The following is an 18,523-nucleotide window of genomic DNA, read 5'->3' as shown; positions in this document are numbered from 1 at the left end:
TGAAAAAGGTTTGGGAAGAATTAAATAAATATTAAAGAGTAATGCAAAATAAAGGACTCATTAGAGTATTTGCGATTTTATTTGGGTTGGTGTGTTTATACCAGCTTTCGTTTACGTATTTCACTAATCAGACAGAAGAAAAAGCTTCGGCCTATGCGGCAGAACAAGTTGATACTACCGTTGAAGATTATGTAGATAAAAGAGGCGAAGTTGAGCGTCGCTATTTAGATTCTATAGGGAATGATCCTATCGCTTTAGGAATCACCTATAATGACGCTAAAGAAAAAGAACTTAATAAAGGTCTGGATCTTAAAGGAGGTATGAATGCGATCCTTGAAATTTCTGTTGCAGATATTTTAAGAGGATTAAGCAATAACAGTACAGATCCTGCTTTTAATCAAGCCTTAGATCAAGCTGCAGAAACTCAAAAAAATAGCCAGAATAGCTTCTTAGAAGATTTCTTTGATGCTTTTGAAGCAATTCCGGGAGATAATAAATTAGCTTCTCCAGATATTTTTGCAAACACTACCTTAGGAGAGAAGGTAAACTTCAATATGAGTAATGACGAGGTAGAACCTATTCTTGCTCAAGAAGTAGAAGAGTCTATCAATTCTGCGTTTGAAGTATTGCGTAATCGCATCGATAAATTTGGTGTTACTCAGCCTAACATTCAGCGTTTAGACAATCAATCACGCATATTGATTGAACTTCCCGGAGCCACCGATATCGAGCGTGTTAAGTTTCAATTAGAAAGTACAGCGCAATTAGAGTTTTACAAAACACACTATGCCTCTAATGTTGCTCCTTACTTATTGCAAGTAAATGCAGAATTAAAAGAGCTTGTTGCTCCTGCAGAGGAGGAAGAGGCTGTTGCGGAAGTAGATTCTACCGAAAGTACAGACGATTCTATCGAAGATCTTTTAGCAAGTGAAGAAGACTCTATTAGTCCTGCACAAGCTAACAATCCACTTTTTGAAGTGTTCAGTTTTAACCCGGCTATTCAGCAATATGCTCAAGCGCCGATCATAGGTTATGCTCAGGTAAAAGATACCGCAACGATTAATCGCTATTTCTCAATGCCTGAAATCGTGCGTTTACGTCCACAAGAATTGCGTTTTGCAAAATTCAGATGGGGAATTACTGAAGCAGAAACTGATGTAGTTCCACTTTATGCATTGCAGTCAGACCGAAGCGGCGCTCCGGCAATGGATGGTGATGTGGTTCAAGATTCACGTCAACAATATACTCAAGCAGGTCAACCTTCTGTAGGTATTGATTTTGAAGGTCAAGGTCCTGGACAATGGGCAAAATTAACAGGAGAAGTTGCAACAGAAGGTAATGCAATTGCAATTGTTCTTGACGGTACTGTATATTCTGCAGCGACCGCTAAAGCAGAAATTTCTGGTGGTGCTACTGAAATCTCGGGAAGTTTTACAGTAACAGAAGCACAAGATTTAGCTAACGTACTTAAAGCGGGTAAGCTGCCTGCTTCGGCTAAGATTATTTCTTATGATGTTGTTGGACCATCACTTGGTCAAGAAGCGATCAATAGTGGTTTAATGTCGTTTGTGATCGCATTAGTGCTTGTATTGGTGTGGATGGTATTCTATTACGGTAAAGCGGGTCTTTTTGCAGACGTTGCTCTAGCAGTAAACATTTTATTCATTTTTGGAATACTTGCAGGTCTTGGAGCTGTTCTTACTTTACCTGGTATTGCCGGTATTGTATTGACGATAGGTATGTCTGTTGATGCAAACGTTCTGATCTTTGAGCGAATCAAAGAAGAGATCGCAAGAGGTAAATCACAAAAAGATGCTATAAAAGATGGTTTCAGCAATGCTCTATCTTCAATTCTTGATGCGAACATTACTACCTTCTTAACCGCGTTAATCTTATTCTTATTCGGTACAGGACCAATTCAAGGTTTTGCTACTACATTAATGATAGGTATTGGTACTTCGTTATTTACTGCAATATTTGTAACCCGTCTGTTTATTGATGGATACGGTAAAAATGGTAAATCTTTAGATTTTTGTACCGGTGCTACGCGTAACCTGTTTATTAATTTCAATAAGGATTTCCTTGCTAAGCGTAAGGTTGCTTATATCATTAGTGGTGTACTAATCATAGTAAGTTTAGTCTCTTTATTTACTAACGGTCTAGACCAAGGTGTTGACTTTGTTGGAGGGCGTAATTATACCATTCGTTTTGAAAATCCGGTAAACGCTACTGAAGTAGAACAGAAATTGATCGCTGAATTAGAAAGTGCTCAAGCAAAAACTTATGGTGAAGCAAACCAATTAAAAGTTACTACGAAGTATCGTATAGAAGAAGAAGCTTCTGAAGTAGATGAAGATATTCAACAGCGTTTATATACTGCTTTAGAGGAGTATCTTCCTGCTGATTTGACGTTAGCGCAATTTGTAAAAGGAGGTTCTTCTGATGATAAAGTAGGTATTTTAGAGTATAACAAAGTAGGGCCAACTATTGCTGATGATATCAAAAAAGATTCATTCTGGGCAGTGTTAGGTTCGCTGGTTGTAGTCTTCTTATACATCTTGTTACGTTTTAGAAGATGGCAATTCTCTTTGGGTGCAGTTGCTGCTGTATTCCATGATGTGTTGATCGTATTGGGAATTTTCTCTTTAACCTATCAATTCATGCCATTCAATATGGAGATCGATCAGTCTTTCATTGCTGCGATCTTAACAGTAATTGGTTACTCGCTTAACGATACGGTGGTTGTTTTTGACCGTATTAGAGAGTATATGAAAGAATACGGTACTAGCCGTAAAATGGGGATTATTATCAATCAAGCTATCAATAGCACCATAAGTCGTACGTTAAATACGTCTATGACCACCTTAATCGTATTATTGGCTATATTTATCTTTGGTGGTGCGAGTATAATGGGCTTCATGTTTGCCTTGATTGTAGGTGTGCTTGTGGGTACGTATTCTTCGATCTTTATCGCTACTCCTGTAATGTTTGATACCATTCAGAAGAAAGCTTTAAAGCCGGAAAAACAAAAAGAAGAAGAGGAGCCTGTAGCTTAATTCAATTAAAGCACAAGACGCAAAAAGCTCGGTTTACGAAAGTAAATCGAGCTTTTTGTTTAGTGACAATTTGAAGTTTTTATGGGTCACCATAAAGGAAATAACTCCCCCGAAATAGATTGCTTAAAAAACAGAGATTTCAGTTTTTGAGGTAAACAGCTCTAGAACTTTCATACCTAATTCTGAATTGCCTTTTTCGTTCAGAGGTGGGCTCCATACCGCGATGCTGTAATGTTTAGGGTGTAGCGCTACAATACCGCCGCCTACGCCGCTTTTTCCAGGTAGCCCTACTCTGAATGCAAACTCGCCTGATTCGTCATAAAAACCGCACGTAAGCATTAAAGCATTGATGCGTTTGGCGATCATAGGTGGCACCGCAAGGGCTTGCTGACTTTGATCTTGTTTGCTGTAGTTCAAAAATATACTGAAGGCTTGCGCGAGCTGCTGGCAACTCATTGCTATTGCGCATTGATGAAAGTAAAAGTCTAATAACGCATCGACATCGTTATTGATATTTTTAAAGTCTTTCATCAAATGAGCGAGAGCGGCATTACGATATTTATGTTGCATTTCTGAAGCTGCCACACTCGTGTCGTAATCGATAGACTGATCCCCGGCAATATCGCGCACGTATTGTAGAAAATCTTCTTTTGGATTTTTGAGATGGCTCATTAACATATCAGAGACCACAAGGGCTCCCGCATTAATAAATGGATTGCGGGGAATACCTTTTTCATATTCCAACTGAACCAGCGAATTGAATGGATCTCCCGATGGTTCTACGTCAACTCGATTCCATAGTTTGTTTCTTTCAAGTTTAAGCGCAAAAGCCAAGCTCAACACTTTAGATATACTTTGAATCGAGAAACGTTCTTGTGAAGCTCCTAAATGATAGTGATTGCCATTTATGCAGTTTAAATGAAGTCCGAATTTTGAAGAGTCCACCTTTCCTAACTCCGGGATGTATGTCGCTACTTTACCGGTGTTTTTGTAATCCTTTAGATCAGATTGAATGCTTTCGAGAATCGCTTGATAATTCATTCTTCGGGGAAAAATAAATTCCAGTTTTTATTTTCTATAAGCTGAACTACTTGGGTAGAGATAGATTCGCCATTGTACACGACAGTTTGCCCATTCGGCTTAATCAAAGCGCGAGAGCCGCAAAATGCCGGGTTTCTAAAAATAATTTCTCTTAAAAGATTCTCTTTATCAGAATAGTAGTACTCTGTACCATCGCTAGGGGTGTTTTGGAGCTTTATGCCTGGCTCAAAAAAATCTAATCTAACTATGTCTGGGTAGTTTTCTTCAATACTTGCTTTGCGAGCGTCAGTAAGATTTTTCCATTGGTCTATAACCTCTTTAGTGTAGTTGTTTGTTGAATATCGGCTGCATAGGTCATTAACATATGTGTAGGAAATGAAAAAAATCGTGCTATCAGCAAATTTTTTGTTAGTCACCTTTTCTAAATACTCCTTGAGGTCATTGCGGTTTACAACACCTTGTTGATATTGAGGTATTAGTCGAGCAACACGGCTGCTATCTTTTGTTTCATAATCCCACCTAGAATATGCAGAATCGCGATTGCGCCAGAGCTTGTCAAATTCTTTCCTTTTTATTTCTTTTCCCTCTATGTCAAAATGATATTTTACCCGCTGGGCATTGGAGGTAATGCTGAACAAAACAAAAAATAAAAAGAGAATTCTAGAAGGCATATTTATTATTTTAAACGTTTCCAGTCTACGGTGTCTCCCACTTTTATATTCCAGAGTTTGGCGATGCCTGCATTAGTTTCTAAAACGTATTGCACGGGAACTTCAGAGGGGAGGCTGGTTTCATCCATGGGTTTTGCATTTTCTATAATCGTTGCAATGGTTTTGTCCTCTTTGATGAAAAACAAGTCTAGAGGAATATAGGTATTTTTCATGTAAAAACTGTGTGGTCTTACATCCTCAAATACAAAAAGCATTGCCTGATTTTGCTCCATCGATTCCCGGTACATCAGTCCGGTCTCGGTTTCATAGTTGGTTTCGGCGATCTCAATATTAAAATACGCTTTGCTGCCGTCTTCTGTTTGTATCTGAAGTTTTCCTTCTTGCTGAAAAGTAATCTGCTCCTGAGTGATCTGTGTTTCTTCGGCTTCTTTGTTTTTACACGCTAGAAGCGTAAAGCCTAAAATCCCGATGAATAAAAACTTCTGATACATAATTAATGATATTGCGGAGTTTGTTTTTGCTGAAGCGCTCTAAGAATTAAAAAGATTCCGATAAGAATAAAAGGAATGCTTAAAATCTGCCCGGTATTGAAACCAAAGATCCAGTCTTCACGGCCTTCTACTTGTGCGCGTTTAAAGTATTCTACAATAAAACGTACCGTCCATAAAAGCACTAAGAAGAGCCCAAATAGAAAACCTTCTTTTTTGCGCAAATTGGTTTTCCAATACACGAACATTAAAATTAGAAAGACAAATACATAACCAAAAGACTCCATTAGCTGTCCAGGAAAACGATAAGGGATCTCTGCGATATAATTTGCAAATTGAGGATCATCTGTTAAGGCTTGGTAAGCTTTATACTCATTAGGAATGCCGGTTAAGCGCTGTACTTCGTATTTGTTGTATTGATCTTGAACGAACTTAATTCCGAGGTTTGAATCGGTAATTTTCCCAACCATTTCAGAATTAAAAAAGTTACCAATACGCACAAATATGGCACCCAGGGCCACAGGAAGAATTACCCGATCCAACAGCCAAAGCACGCTTTTTTTAAGGATTTTTTTGTTATACAGGTACATTGCGAAAATCATTCCTATTGCTGCACCGTGACTCGCTAAACCTTGAAAACCGGTGTATTCAATTTCCGGAACAAATCTAAAAGGTAGAATTACTGAAAGTGGATCTTCCCAAAGCAATTCGGTTTGATAAAAGAAAACGTGCCCCAATCGCGCGCCAATTAAAATGGCTAAAACCGAATAGATAAATAATGGGTCTAATTTTTCTTCTTCAACACCTTCATTTTTGTACACTTTTTTCATCAGATACCATCCTAATGAAAAAGCGATCACAAACATTAAACTGTAGTAGTGTATGGTGAAAAATCCTAAATCTAATCCGGTTGAAGGATTCCAGGTCATTTTTAAAGGGAGCATAAGCTTTGAAAATTTTGTGTTGTAAATATAGCAAAGCCCAGAGGCTTCTTAACTGTTTTTGGATTTTTTATATGCCGATTGCTTTTTAGCGGGAGGTACAGGGTCATAGCCCGAACCGCCCCAAGGATTGCAACTGGCGATACGTTTTATAGCAAGCCAGCTTCCCTTAAAAATACCGTGACGTTGAATGGCTTCAACACTGTAGTGGGAGCACGTAGGCTCGTATCTGCATGAGGGTGGCAAAAGAGGTGATAAAAAACGCTGATACAGTCTGATAGGAAAGATGAGGGCTTTTTTAGCAAAATCTTTCATCAGGTGGGCTTTTAAGCAAATGTATACGTGGTTCCTTCGCGACCATCTTTAAGCTGTATGCCTAATTCTGCAAGTTGGTCTCTGATCTGGTCGCTTGTAGCAAAATCCTTATTTGCGCGTGCTTCTTTTCTAAGTTGAATAAGCAACTCAATGGCGCCATTCAGTTTGTCTGTATTGGCTTCGGCTGCGGCGTTGATGTCTTCAAGTCCTAAAACATCAAAAACAAACGCATGAACAGATGTTTTAAACGCATCTAGATCGCTTGAAGAAATGGTGGCCTTACCATCCTTAAGTTGGTGGATGTACTTGGCTGCTTCAAAAAGCTGCGCAATAAGAATTGGCGAATTAAAATCATCATTCATCGCATCGTAGCACGACTGTTTCCAAGCTGCGATATCAATACTGCTCTTTGCTGAAGTAGGTAGCGAGTCAAGGAGATTTACAGCTTCCATAAGGCGGTTAAATCCTTTCTCACTGGCAAGTAATGCGTCGTTGCTAAAATCTAGAACGCTGCGATAATGTGCTTGCATCACAAAGAAACGTGCCACACTTGGAGAAAAGCCTTTAGTCAGGAACGGGCTATCTCCGGTAAAAATCTGCGCAGGGAATATGTTATTGCCATCGCTTTTAGACATTTTTTTGCCGTTAAGTGTAAGCATATTGGCGTGCAACCAGTAATTCACAGGGTTGTGGCCATGAGAAGCTTCAGATTGCGCAATTTCACACTCGTGATGCGGGAATTTTAAATCCATTCCGCCACCGTGAATGTCAAATTGTTTTCCAAGGTATTTTGTACTCATTGCAGTACACTCCAGGTGCCATCCGGGAAAACCGTCACCCCAAGGGGAAGGCCAGCGCATAATGTGTTGTGGCTCTGCCTTTTTCCACAAGGCAAAATCCTGAGCATTTTTCTTTTCGCTTTGCGCAGTTAATTCACGCGTGTTAGCGATCATATCTTCAAGGTTGCGACCGCTCAACTTTCCGTAGTGATGACTTTCATTAAACTTTAGAACATCAAAATACACCGAACCATTTTTCTCGTAAGCAAATCCGTTTTCAATGATCTCTTTAATGATCTCTATTTGCTCAATAATGTGTCCCGTAGCGGTGGGTTCAATACTTGGGGGTAAACAATTAAATTTCTGTAAAATATTATGAAAGTCTATGGTGTATTGCTGCACGACTTCCATAGGTTCTATTTGCTCTAGGCGAGCTTTTTTTGCGATTTTATCTTCGCCTTCATCAGCGTCATCGGTCAAGTGACCTGCATCGGTAATATTGCGTACGTAGCGCACTTTATAGCCTAAATGCTTGAGATATCTAAAAATCATATCAAAAGACATAAAGGTGCGTACATTACCCAAGTGCACATTGCTGTAAACGGTGGGGCCGCACACATACATCCCTACATTACCCTCCAGAATAGGTGTAAACGTTTCTTTACTTCCGTTTATCGAATTGTAAACTTTAATTTCTTGCTTCTGGTATAAGGGCGCCATAAATTCTGGGTTGAAAATGCGTTATCGCTTATTTTAGTATAGTGCTTCGGTTGTTGTTAAATTAAAGTACTTCTTAAAATGGAGTTTCTAGTTTGATATAGTCTAAGAATTCGCGCTTAACGGCTTCTTCCTTAAACTTTCCGCCAAATTCACTGGTAACTGTGCTGCTTTCAATATCACGTATTCCGCGGCTGTTAACGCAAAGGTGTTTTGCATCTATAACGCAGGCAACATCTTCTGTGCCTAAAACTTTTTGTAATTCTTGAACGACTTGCATAGTAAGGCGCTCTTGAACCTGAGGTCTTTTTGCGTAGTAATCTACCACACGATTCATTTTAGAAAGGCCTACAACCGTACCGTTTGAAATATAAGCAACGTGCGCTCTACCTACAATAGGAAGCAGGTGATGTTCGCAAGTAGAATACACGGTGATGTTCTTTTCGACCAACATCTCGCCGTATTTATAATTATTCTGAAAGGTAGAGGCTTTAGGTTTGCGCTGCGGGTTAAGTCCGCCAAAAATTTCGTTTACAAACATTTTAGCCACTCGATTAGGAGTGCCTTTAAGGCTATCATCTTTAAGGTCTAAACCTAAAGTTTGCATGATACGGGTTACATCTTCTTTGATGAGTTCGATTTTTTCTAAATCACTTAACTCAAAAGCATCATCTCTTAAAGGAGTAATTGCAGATGTACTGTGGTGATTATCACCTAATTCATCTATTTCTTTCAATTCTTCGTTCTCAAAATTCATTTTCATAGAGCTATTAGTCGCCACTTGGGCTAAAGGCTTGCAAAGATAGTTAATTTAACAACTTGAAAAACTTCTGTTGCTATCTGATTTAATAATGAGTTTATAGGGTCAGTCAATAAAAAAATGCCTCTTGAATTTTTGCAAGAGGCATTTATAAAGTATGTTGATCATCTATCGCAGCCAAAAAGTGTATTTCTCGGCTAGATTACTTAAAGCTGAAACGACAAGGTTGCTACGATGTTGGTATTGATAGTGTCAATAAATGCGGTATTGGTAAACGCGCCGTCGTACAATCTAGGATTTTGATCTTGTTTCATCCAATCGTAAGCAAGGTCAATACGCGTGTTACCGAAAGAATATCCTAAACCTACAGAATAACCGGTAGTGTCACCAAGGGTTGTTTCATTTTCATACGGACTTTCAATAAAACGATAACCGCCTCTGAAACTCCAGCTGTTTACTAAAAACTCTCCTCCTAATTTATAAGAAAAAACGCCTTTTAGTTGATTATCTATTTGAGTGTTCAATTGCTGAAAAAAGGCATCGTTATCCGGCTTAAATTTAATTGAGCTATAATCTTGATACGAATAATCAAAACTTAAAAATCCGCGCTTTCCAAAAATGTAAGCGATACTTCCTGTGGCTTTTCCGGGAGTGACTAAATCGTAATCTTCGTAAATATTAATCACATTAGGCGCGATAACAATCTCTCCATTAGTTCCTGAAGTAGATAAAAACTGCTCAGTTTCTTCAGAAATAGTATAGAGCGTAGGGGTGTCGTATGTGGCGCCAACACGCAGGCTGGGAGAGAGATGGTAAATTCCACCTATCTGTGCCGAAATTCCAGAACCATAAGCTCTATATTCATTATCAAACCTCAGGCTGTTTACGGCGTTATTTGCACTATTATTATCCTCAAATAAAGTGGTTTGCCTTGTGAAATTAAAGGTGTGCGCGTTAAGGTTTATCCCTAAAAAAAGCGCTTCACTAACTTGAGCGGCCGCATTAAAGGTGAATTTGCTGCTGTTCCCGAAGCTGGTATATTGATATTCTTGATCAAAAGAATTTCCATTCTGTGCATTGGTGTATTCGGTGTTATCCAATTCAGAGGAAACAGGGTCAATAAGATATCCTTGATATCCTAGGAAGGCTTGCTGAGTACCAAAATTTTCACTTTCGCCTAAATACTGATACAAGTCATCTGTGGTTTCACCTTCTTGAAATTCTAAGAGATCAAGTGGTGTTCCTTGTGCATATCCTAAAAAGTAATCACTTATTGAGTTCGAGGAGATTCCCGAAGCAACATATCCATTGTCAAAATCATTGGTGCGATCGTAATTGAATCCGAAAGTTAGTTTGCGAAGACCTGCAGCACCCTGAGAGACAAAAACGCCACCAAATTGATTCAAATCTAAATCAGATTCATCGTTTACAGTGATTCCATCATTATAATAGGTCTGGTTGTCATAATTCCCCGAAGATAAACTGAGGGAAACAAAGCTGCGATCAAAGATAGCAGAACCCGCCGGGTTCACATTTATAGCAGAAAGATCACCCCCTAATGCGCCAAACGCGCCACCAACGCCGATGTATCGGGCAGTTCCGGTGATGTTTTGCGTGCTATAACGTATTGCGTCTGCTACATTTTGAGCAAAAGAATATTGTGCACCTATTGCCAAGAATAGGAGTGTTAGAATTTTTTTCATCATAAGAATTTAAAATGAAACTGAATATTATCCGCGACCACCACGGCCTCCGCCACGAGATGAACTTCCACCGCTACTACGGCTTCCGCCACTTGAACGAGCAGGTGAAGCACTACGCGTAGGAACTGAAGATCTTGTCATCGTACGCGAAGTTGAGCGCGTAGGTGTACTTACAGAATTACGTGAGTATGTACTAGAGCGTGTTGCTCTTACAGGACTGCTAGAATTACTTCTGGTAATCGTATTACTAGAGCTTCTTCTAGAGTTGCTTCTATAAATGCTATTGCTTGAAGCGCTTCGATTTCTACTAGAAACTCTAGCTGAATTATTTGAGCTACTTCTGCTGATGCGATCGGTATTCACACCTACATTATTTCTGCTGTATGTTCTACTGGTACGAGCATAATTTACTTCTGAAGAACGTCGAGATGCAGAGCGCGCAGAAGAGATTCTTGAATTAGCTGATCTGTTCGTTCCGTACACATTGCTAGATCTTCTAGAGTTTGAATACGCTAATCTGTTGTTATTATATCTGGAGTAGTAATTGTTTCTGTAGAATACATTTCCATAGTAAGTGTTGTAACCGTAGTATCCATAATATGGGTAGCCATATCCAAACCCCCATCCGTTATAAGGATATCCCCAAGCACCATAGCCCCAGCCGTTGTAGGCGTAGCCAAAGTATGGGTTGCCCCAGCCTCCCCAGCCGCCATATGGTGTAGCCCAGCCTGGTCCAAAGCCGAAACCAAAATTACCCCAACCATAGTTCCAGAAAGGTCTGTAATACCCGCCGAAACCAATACGATTATAGAAATCAGGATAAATATTAACAGTGATATCGTCAACAACATCACCCCAACCCGGTTGAGCTTGGTAAGCTAAATCTTCATCTAGGATAGCTTGTTCTGTAGTATATTCAGCATTAGAACTGTAGGAATCAATATCGGTAAATATATCGCCAGATTGTTGAGCCGCATCTAAATCAGCTGCACCTTGAGAAAAGTAGTTGGCATAAACACCACCATTAACAGTGGTACTGGCCACTTCTTGGGTGGGTTCTTCATATACGGTAGATCTTCCACCGTAAATGCTGTCATTCATTGTATATTGAGAGGGGCCGCAAGATACTAATCCTGCTAGCGCCAATAAACCTAAAAAAGGTTTTAGAAATGTATTTGGAGTATTTATCAAGCCGCGCATATCATCAGTTATTTTATTGTTGAACATTGTAAATTTAACTAGTTTTGCCGTCAATTTTGTGCATTTAACAAAGATGTTGCAAAACTTTAAAATTCATTTATAAAGACACAATATTTGTGCCAAATAAGAAGTTATGGGAAAGAATTTGACCACAAGGGCAGAAGATTACTCTAAATGGTATAACGAACTGGTTGTAAAGGCTGATCTTGCTGAGAATTCAGGAGTTAGAGGTTGTATGGTTATAAAGCCTTACGGTTACGCTATCTGGGAAAAAATGCAGGCTGAACTGGATAGAATGTTTAAAGAAACCGGTCACGAAAACGCCTATTTCCCACTTTTTATACCCAAATCTTACTTCAGTAAAGAAGCGAGTCATGTGGATGGTTTTGCTAAAGAATGTGCCGTGGTAACCCATTATCGTCTCAAAAATGATGAAGATGGAAGCATTATTGTGGATCCTGAGGCTAAGTTGGAAGAAGAGTTAATTGTGCGCCCAACTTCAGAAACTATTATTTGGGATACTTATCGAAAATGGATTCAATCCTATAGAGACTTGCCTATTAAAGTGAACCAGTGGGCAAATGTAGTACGTTGGGAAATGCGCACGCGTTTGTTTTTACGTACTGCTGAATTTTTATGGCAAGAGGGGCATACGGCTCACGCTACACAAGATGAGGCTATCGCCGAAGCTAAACAAATGATGCGCGTATATGCAGATTTTGCGGAACACTTTATGGCAATGCCGGTAGTGCGCGGAACAAAAACCGAAAGTGAGCGTTTTGCAGGAGCATTAGAAACCTATTGTATTGAAGCGCTTATGCAAGACGGGAAAGCTTTACAAGCGGGTACTTCGCACTTTTTAGGGCAGAATTTTGCCAAAGCATTTGATGTTAAATTTGCAACAAAAGAAGGTGGCCAAGAACATGTGTGGGCCACAAGTTGGGGAGTTTCTACACGTTTAATGGGAGCTTTGGTGATGACGCATAGCGATGATCACGGGTTAGTGCTTCCACCTAAATTAGCGCCAATACAAGTGGTGATTGTGCCTATTTACAAAGGGGAGGAGCAGTTAGATTCTATTTCTCAAGTGGCTAAGGAGCTTAAGCGTGAATTACAACTACTAGGCATCAGCGTGAAATTTGATGATAGAGATACGCACAAACCAGGTTGGAAATTCAATGAATACGAGCAAAAAGGGGTGCCTTTAAGAATTGCTATAGGGCCACGTGATTTAGAGAAGCGTACTGTTGAATTAGCTCGAAGAGATACTTTGACTAAAGAAACAGTATCTAAAGATGATATTGTGAGTAGAGTGCAGGATTTATTGGTTGAAATGCAGCGCGCGTTGTTTGATAAAGCAAAGAATTTTAGAGATACGCATATTACTGAAGTAGATACTTACGACGAGTTTAAAGATATTCTTGAAAATAAGACTGGTTTTGTAAGCGCTTTTTGGGACGGAACCAAAGAAACCGAAGAACGAATCAAGACTGAAACTAAAGCTACAATACGTTGTATTCCATTGAATGCCAAAGAGGAAGAAGGGGTTTGTGTATATAGTGGTAAACCTGCGCAAATGCGTGTTTTATTTGCTAAAGCATATTAATTTAAAAAAAGTTTGTTTTGCTATTGTGTGATAATAAAATATGTGTATTTTTGCATCCGCAATTAAGCAAAATAATGGTCCGTTCGTCTAGGGGTTAGGACGCCAGGTTTTCATCCTGGTAACAGGGGTTCGATTCCCCTACGGACTACAAAGAGAATTGTACTTAGAAGTGCAAAAGTTATTTACATAATGGCCCGTTCGTCTATCGGCTAGGACGCCAGGTTTTCATCCTGGTAAGAGGGGTTCGATTCCCCTACGGGCTACAATTTAAAACAGAACGAGATAATGGCAAATCACAAGTCATCTTTAAAAAGAATTAGAAACAGCGAGACTAAGCGTTTAAGAAACCGCTACCAGAGTAGAACTACACGTAATGCAATGAAAAAATTGCGTGAAGCTGATAAGAAAGAAGCTGAGACTTTGTTTCCTTCAGTAGTTTCTATGATTGATAAGTTAGCTAAGAAGAATATCATTCACGATAACAAAGCTTCTAACTTAAAGTCTCAACTTGCAAAGCACGTAAACGCGCTTTAATAAGTCCTGTTTAAGAATTAAGAAAACTCCTACGCAATCTGCGTGGGAGTTTTTTTGTTGTGCTTTTTTTGAATTTATTAGTTGGCCTCGTTTGAGGTGATAATTTGTTCAAACACAAATTCGTCTGAGGGTCGCGGTGTGTTACTCAATAGTATATTAGTTGATGTTCCTACTAATGTATATCTAGGAATATAATTGATTTTGAAAAACGAACTTAACGCAGTGTTACTTTTGGGAGTCATCATAAAATGATTTCCAAGGCTTGTGTATTCCTTAATTCGGTTAACTTGGTCAAGCCAATTGTTTTTACTTTCATCTATTGAAAGGTAGATCCATTCTAGTTCAGCGTTTTCTTTTAATCGTGTTTTAAAGGATTTCGTTTCCTTAATTTCTTTGATGCAAGGCGTGCACCAACTCGCCCAAAAATCAATTATTTTCAAATGCTGCTTAGATTGCACTAGTTCGCCTAAGGAGATCGTGTCTCCTGCAGTATTTAATAATTTTTGTTCTAGAATATATGTCGGGATTTGGCTATTTATCTGTTTAAGATCACTTTCAATCTCCTCCAGAGCTGTGCGATATGATTTTTTGAGTTCTTTTGTTTTTAAACTTGTTATTTCCGCTTTTAAAAAATCTTTGTCAATTCTCCCGTTGCCGAACCCCTTTTGGTGATAATCTGAAAGAATCTGTGTTAAGGCGATATTTTGAATTTCTTTAGGTAGGTTGGATTGAATAAATTCTTTTTCAGCAATATATTTCTCTTTTGTGTAATCTAAATAATCAGATTTTACAAAATACTGTCTAATGAATTGTGTAAGATTTCTTTTGAAATAATCATTTGCCGTGAGATTGGTGTTTTGGAATTCTTCAATTTTAATATTATCTAGATAGCTTGCCATATCAAAGATGCCGTTTTTTTCTATGTCATAATCCTGGGCTATCAAATCTGCTAAAATGAGATTTGTATTTGCGTTGCCGTTGATTCCATCAATGTTTTTTGATCGCGGAGCTATCAGATTATATAGGTATTCTTGTTTTAATTCTGCAGACACTAAATTTTTAAAACCCTCTGAAACATTATGTTCCTCGACATATTGGTCAAAAAAAGCTTTTCGTTTCAGATACATCGATTTAACTTGGGTCTTGTATAGGTCTAGATCGTTAGTGTAAGTCGTATTTGCGTAGTCATTATTGTCTGGATCTAATTCTATGAAAAAGTTGTTTTCGGGGCTATTGTCGCCTAAAAACTTAATGGCTTCATCTTTGATTTTAATTATAATGCTGTCTCCAGGCGATGCAATGAAACGTGTATTGTAATTAGTTTTAGCTCCAAAGGACCAAAATTCCAAAATTTGAGTTGTGTCTAGTGGTTTTAGCTTGAGTAAGGTAGTGTCTTTACTAGTTGATCTATCTTGAATTAATTCATAATAGCTTCCGCTAAATTGGGAATAATCAGCGATGTGAATATTCTTAAACGCTAGCGAATCGTCTGAAATTCCAACTATAACTATTCCGGAGTTTGAAGTTGAATCCTTAGTAACGATTGGTTCATTGCTCGGTTCTGTATTGTTAGTCCTTTTGCATGAAGTAAAGATGGTTAAAACGCAGAGGATTAAACAAGCTAATATTTTCATCGACTAAATATTTAGTTTTAAATATAAGCGAAAAATCAAAACAAAAAAAGCGGCATCTACTCGATGCCGCTTTTGATATTTAAGATGGAGATTGGTTTCTAGCCGTTCATTGAGATTAGAAACTCCTCGTTGTTTTTAGTTTGTTTGATGCGATCGCTAATGAATTCCATGGCTTCAATAGGATTCATATCTGCAAGATACTTGCGCATCACCCACATACGCTGTATTGCGTTTTCGTTAAGCAGAAGATCATCACGACGTGTGCTTGACGAAGTCAGGTCAATAGCTGGGAAGATTCTTCGGTTAGCGATCTTACGATCTAACTGAAGTTCCATATTACCGGTTCCTTTAAATTCTTCAAAAATCACCTCATCCATTTTTGAACCGGTTTCGGTCAATGCAGTTGCAATGATTGATAAAGAGCCTCCGTTTTCAATATTACGCGCAGCACCAAAGAAACGTTTTGGTTTATGCAAAGCGTTAGCGTCAACACCACCACTCAGGATCTTACCAGATGCCGGCTGAACGGTGTTATATGCGCGAGCCAAACGGGTGATAGAATCTAAAAGAATAACCACATCATGGCCACATTCTACAAGACGTTTTGCTTTTTCAAGAACAATATTAGCAACGCGTACGTGTTCGTGTGCTTCTTTATCAAAAGTTGAAGCGACTACTTCACCTTTTACATTGCGCTGCATATCTGTAACCTCTTCAGGGCGCTCATCAATGAGTAAGATCATTTGATAAACTTCAGGATGATTCGCTGCAATAGCGTTCGCAACATCCTTTAAAAGCATTGTTTTCCCTGTCTTAGGTTGCGATACGATCATACCACGTTGCCCTTTACCGATAGGAGCAAATAAATCCATTATACGTGTAGAGATCGTGCTCTGACGTTCAGCAATATTAAATTTTTCCTTCGGAAATAAAGGCGTCAAATGTTCAAATGAAACGCGGTCGCGAACAACACTAGGGTCTAAACCGTTAATTTTTGAAACCTTGATTAACGGAAAATACTTCTCGCCTTCTTTTGGAGGTCTGATAACACCAAGTACGGTATCTCCGGTTTTTAGGCCAAACAATCTAATTTGAGATTGAGAAACATAAATATCATCGGGAGAAGAGAGGTAGTTGTAGTCACTAGAACGTAAAAAACCATAACCGTCTTGCATAATGTCAAGAACACCCTCGCTTTCAATTAAACCGTCAAACTCGTAATCTGGCTCTCTGTAGCGGTTGCGGGTATCTTTATTACCGTTGTTGCTATTGCTGGAGTTATTGTTGTTACGGTTATTGTTGTTATTGCGATTGTTATTGCTGTTGCTGTTCGAATTGTTGTTGTTATTCGAGCTGCTATTGTTGTTGTCTTTAGCGCTTCGGTTGTTATTCGAGTTGTTGTTAGCATTCGAATTATTGTCTTTGCGAGAACGATTATTTTTAGATCTGTTATTGTCAGATTGTTTTGAGTTATCGTTGTCGGAAGTCGCTTTAGCTTGTCTAGGCTTGCGCTGTGGTTTTTCTGATTTATCATCAGTTTTACCGCTGGCTTTAGCATCGTTTTGAGAAGAATCTTTTGTAGTTTCTTTCTTGCTATCGTCTGCTGAGCGTGTATTTTTTTTAGGAGCGCTTTTTTGAGTTTTCTTTTGTGGCGCTTTTGCTTTTGTAGGGGTTTCAGAAGAAGTTTCTTCTATAACTTCTGCAACCGCTTTAGGGTCTGCGGCTTGATGATCAAGAACTTTGTAAACCAGATCTAACTTTTTGAGAGACCGGTACTTAGGGATGTCTAGTCCTTTTGCAATTTCTTGTAATTCAGGCAGCTTTTTAGCTTTTAATTCTGAAATAGTAAACATTAACTATAAGTATGAATTTCTGTAATTGAATTGATTTGAATGCAATCAAAAAATTTTGAGAGAAGATCTAATAAATTTTTTGGCAAGTAAGTAACCTACATAGAAGCGGTTACATTTATGGCTACAATTATACAACAATATTTTTTAATTAATCGGCTGTAGTCTAAAAGAAGTTTTTATTTTTGTCACCCGCAATGCACAATTAAGCAATGATTCAACGCATACAGAGCATTTATTTATTTTTAGCAGCACTTGTAGCTGCAGGTTTGCACTTTGCAATCCCCGTTTACAGTACTGCAGAAGGAGCGCCGGTTTATGCAGTTGATCATTTAGAATTAGTAGCGCTGTTTTTTGGTAGTGCGCTTTTGTCTTTAATTGCGCTGTTTTTGTTTAAAAATAGAAAGCTTCAGTTTGTGCTGGGGCGACTCAATATAATATTGAACTTTATTTTACTAGGTGTGTTGGTTTACCAATCGCAAATCTTATCTGGAGGGGCGGCGGCCCCAGAGAAGGGTATTGGGATGCTTATTCCCATCATTTCTATCGTTTTTATCGCTTTGGCAAACAAAGCAATTAAGCGGGATGAGGATCTTGTAAAATCTGTAGATCGGTTACGATAGACCTAATATCTTAGTTAATTAGTGCGAAGAACCTGCTAGTATGCCAACTAGCAGGTTTTTTTATACATGTAAGTAAAGCGTTTAAAATCAGGTTTTAAACTAACGTTTCATCTCGATAACCTCCAGGTTATCAATTTTTCCTTGATCTACGGTAAAGCGCAACATCGTACGTGCCTTGTGAAATCCGTGTTTACCTATGGCTCCAGGATTCATATGCAGTAACTTAAGTTTTTTATCAGGCATAACTTTTAAAATGTGTGAATGCCCGCATATAAATAATTTTGGAGGATTAGCGCGTAGCTCCTCTCTAATGGCCGGCGAATACCTCCCCGGATAGCCGCCTATATGCGTGATGAGGACATCAACGCCTTCGCATATAAAACGGTTATTTAACGGGAACTCTTTGCGGATTTCGTGATCATCAATATTGCCAAAAACAGCGCGCAAAGGAGCCACTTTTTTTAGAGCATCGGTAACTGCGAGATCACCAATGTCTCCAGCATGCCAGACCTCGTCTGCTGCTTTAGCGTGCTTTAAAATTTGATTGTCTATATAGCTATGGGTATCGCTAAGTAAAAGTATTTTTTTCATAAAAACTATCCTGC

General features: G+C 38.8%; 16 protein-coding genes and 2 tRNA genes. 6 read left to right on the top strand and 12 right to left on the bottom strand.

The genetic code is table 11. The features are described from left to right. Positions 1-41: 41 nt before the first annotated feature. Complete coding sequence (gene secDF, locus BUA96_RS13775) at positions 42-3,056, top strand: protein translocase subunit SecDF (RefSeq protein WP_072984009.1); 3,015 nt, start codon at positions 42-44, stop codon at positions 3,054-3,056. Between the two features lie 123 nt (positions 3,057-3,179). On the opposite strand, the gene BUA96_RS13770 is transcribed toward secDF, so the two are convergent. The 9 genes from BUA96_RS13770 to BUA96_RS13730 form a co-directional block, all read right to left on the bottom strand. Next, a complete protein-coding gene (locus BUA96_RS13770; RefSeq protein WP_072984008.1) occupies positions 3,180-4,097 on the bottom strand; it encodes a glutaminase in 918 nt (305 codons plus the stop codon). Next, complete coding sequence (locus tag BUA96_RS13765; protein WP_072984007.1) at positions 4,094-4,768, bottom strand: hypothetical protein; 675 nt, start codon at positions 4,766-4,768, stop codon at positions 4,094-4,096. The genes BUA96_RS13770 and BUA96_RS13765 overlap by 4 nt, the downstream gene beginning before the upstream one ends. 5 nt (positions 4,769-4,773) lie before the next feature. Then, entirely contained in the window at positions 4,774-5,259 is a 486-nt protein-coding gene (locus BUA96_RS13760) for a DUF192 domain-containing protein (RefSeq protein ID WP_072984006.1), read from the bottom strand. Positions 5,260-5,261: 2 nt separating this feature from the next. Continuing rightward, on the bottom strand, positions 5,262-6,200 hold the full coding sequence (lgt, locus tag BUA96_RS13755) for a prolipoprotein diacylglyceryl transferase (protein WP_072984005.1): 939 nt from the start codon (positions 6,198-6,200) through the stop codon (positions 5,262-5,264). 48 nt (positions 6,201-6,248) lie between these two features. Then, a complete protein-coding gene (gene yidD / locus BUA96_RS13750) occupies positions 6,249-6,512 on the bottom strand; it encodes a membrane protein insertion efficiency factor YidD (protein ID WP_072984004.1) in 264 nt (87 codons plus the stop codon). 11 nt (positions 6,513-6,523) lie between these two features. Beyond that, positions 6,524-8,011, bottom strand: coding sequence for a cysteine--tRNA ligase (gene cysS, locus BUA96_RS13745; protein ID WP_072984003.1), 1,488 nt, complete (start codon positions 8,009-8,011; stop codon positions 6,524-6,526). A 73-nt stretch (positions 8,012-8,084) separates the two neighbouring features. Beyond that, positions 8,085-8,765 carry a GTP cyclohydrolase I FolE gene (gene folE / locus BUA96_RS13740; RefSeq protein WP_370174935.1) on the bottom strand — a complete coding sequence of 227 codons (681 nt, stop codon included), beginning with the start codon at positions 8,763-8,765 and terminating at the stop codon, positions 8,085-8,087. Between the two features lie 209 nt (positions 8,766-8,974). Then, a complete protein-coding gene (locus BUA96_RS13735; RefSeq protein ID WP_233430655.1) occupies positions 8,975-10,474 on the bottom strand; it encodes an OmpP1/FadL family transporter in 1,500 nt (499 codons plus the stop codon). Positions 10,475-10,498: 24 nt separating this feature from the next. Then, positions 10,499-11,698 carry a hypothetical protein gene (locus BUA96_RS13730; RefSeq protein WP_084673173.1) on the bottom strand — a complete coding sequence of 400 codons (1,200 nt, stop codon included), beginning with the start codon at positions 11,696-11,698 and terminating at the stop codon, positions 10,499-10,501. A gap of 106 nt (positions 11,699-11,804) precedes the next feature. Between BUA96_RS13730 and proS the strand changes: the two genes are divergently transcribed. The 4 genes from proS to rpsT all read left to right on the top strand — a co-directional run bounded on the left by proS (position 11,805) and on the right by rpsT (position 13,811). Continuing rightward, positions 11,805-13,277 (top strand): proline--tRNA ligase, encoded by a 1,473-nt coding sequence (gene proS, locus BUA96_RS13725; protein ID WP_072984000.1) that lies wholly within the window; start codon positions 11,805-11,807, stop codon positions 13,275-13,277. A gap of 76 nt (positions 13,278-13,353) precedes the next feature. Continuing rightward, positions 13,354-13,425 (top strand) — tRNA-Glu (locus BUA96_RS13720). A 43-nt stretch (positions 13,426-13,468) separates the two neighbouring features. Beyond that, positions 13,469-13,540 (top strand) — tRNA-Glu (locus tag BUA96_RS13715). A gap of 22 nt (positions 13,541-13,562) precedes the next feature. Continuing rightward, complete coding sequence (gene rpsT, locus BUA96_RS13710) at positions 13,563-13,811, top strand: 30S ribosomal protein S20 (RefSeq protein WP_072983999.1); 249 nt, start codon at positions 13,563-13,565, stop codon at positions 13,809-13,811. Between the two features lie 77 nt (positions 13,812-13,888). Here rpsT and BUA96_RS13705 read toward each other — a convergent pair whose 3' ends face one another. Next, positions 13,889-15,445 carry a TlpA family protein disulfide reductase gene (locus BUA96_RS13705; RefSeq protein ID WP_072983998.1) on the bottom strand — a complete coding sequence of 519 codons (1,557 nt, stop codon included), beginning with the start codon at positions 15,443-15,445 and terminating at the stop codon, positions 13,889-13,891. Between the two features lie 98 nt (positions 15,446-15,543). Next, entirely contained in the window at positions 15,544-17,298 is a 1,755-nt protein-coding gene (rho, locus tag BUA96_RS13700) for a transcription termination factor Rho (RefSeq protein ID WP_072983997.1), read from the bottom strand. A 209-nt stretch (positions 17,299-17,507) separates the two neighbouring features. Between rho and BUA96_RS13695 the strand changes: the two genes are divergently transcribed. Further along, the gene (locus BUA96_RS13695; protein ID WP_072983996.1) at positions 17,508-17,918 is read left to right on the top strand and encodes a DUF4293 domain-containing protein; all 411 of its coding nucleotides are present in this window, start codon (positions 17,508-17,510) and stop codon (positions 17,916-17,918) included. Positions 17,919-18,017: 99 nt separating this feature from the next. Here the strand turns inward: BUA96_RS13695 and BUA96_RS13690 are convergent, their stop codons facing one another. Next, on the bottom strand, positions 18,018-18,509 hold the full coding sequence (locus BUA96_RS13690; protein ID WP_072983995.1) for a metallophosphoesterase family protein: 492 nt from the start codon (positions 18,507-18,509) through the stop codon (positions 18,018-18,020). Positions 18,510-18,523 lie beyond the last annotated feature (14 nt).

Origin of the sequence: Leeuwenhoekiella palythoae, assembly GCF_900130045.1 — a bacterium.
GTDB lineage: Bacteria > Bacteroidota > Bacteroidia > Flavobacteriales > Flavobacteriaceae > Leeuwenhoekiella > Leeuwenhoekiella palythoae.
This window is presented reverse-complemented; position numbering and strand designations above follow the sequence as displayed.

Coding starts and splice junctions, on each gene's coding strand:
- rho (WP_072983997.1), bottom strand. CDS start 17,298: ATGTTTACTATTTCAGAATTAAAAGCTAAAAAGCTGCCTGAATTACAA.
- BUA96_RS13735 (WP_233430655.1), bottom strand. CDS start 10,474: ATGATGAAAAAAATTCTAACACTCCTATTCTTGGCAATAGGTGCACAA.
- lgt (WP_072984005.1), bottom strand. CDS start 6,200: ATGCTCCCTTTAAAAATGACCTGGAATCCTTCAACCGGATTAGATTTA.
- BUA96_RS13760 (WP_072984006.1), bottom strand. CDS start 5,259: ATGTATCAGAAGTTTTTATTCATCGGGATTTTAGGCTTTACGCTTCTA.
- BUA96_RS13690 (WP_072983995.1), bottom strand. CDS start 18,509: ATGAAAAAAATACTTTTACTTAGCGATACCCATAGCTATATAGACAAT.
- proS (WP_072984000.1), top strand. CDS start 11,805: ATGGGAAAGAATTTGACCACAAGGGCAGAAGATTACTCTAAATGGTAT.
- folE (WP_370174935.1), bottom strand. CDS start 8,765: ATGAATTTTGAGAACGAAGAATTGAAAGAAATAGATGAATTAGGTGAT.
- BUA96_RS13695 (WP_072983996.1), top strand. CDS start 17,508: ATGATTCAACGCATACAGAGCATTTATTTATTTTTAGCAGCACTTGTA.
- yidD (WP_072984004.1), bottom strand. CDS start 6,512: ATGAAAGATTTTGCTAAAAAAGCCCTCATCTTTCCTATCAGACTGTAT.
- BUA96_RS13730 (WP_084673173.1), bottom strand. CDS start 11,698: ATGTTCAACAATAAAATAACTGATGATATGCGCGGCTTGATAAATACT.
- cysS (WP_072984003.1), bottom strand. CDS start 8,011: ATGGCGCCCTTATACCAGAAGCAAGAAATTAAAGTTTACAATTCGATA.
- BUA96_RS13705 (WP_072983998.1), bottom strand. CDS start 15,445: ATGAAAATATTAGCTTGTTTAATCCTCTGCGTTTTAACCATCTTTACT.
- rpsT (WP_072983999.1), top strand. CDS start 13,563: ATGGCAAATCACAAGTCATCTTTAAAAAGAATTAGAAACAGCGAGACT.
- BUA96_RS13770 (WP_072984008.1), bottom strand. CDS start 4,097: ATGAATTATCAAGCGATTCTCGAAAGCATTCAATCTGATCTAAAGGAT.
- secDF (WP_072984009.1), top strand. CDS start 42: ATGCAAAATAAAGGACTCATTAGAGTATTTGCGATTTTATTTGGGTTG.
- BUA96_RS13765 (WP_072984007.1), bottom strand. CDS start 4,768: ATGCCTTCTAGAATTCTCTTTTTATTTTTTGTTTTGTTCAGCATTACC.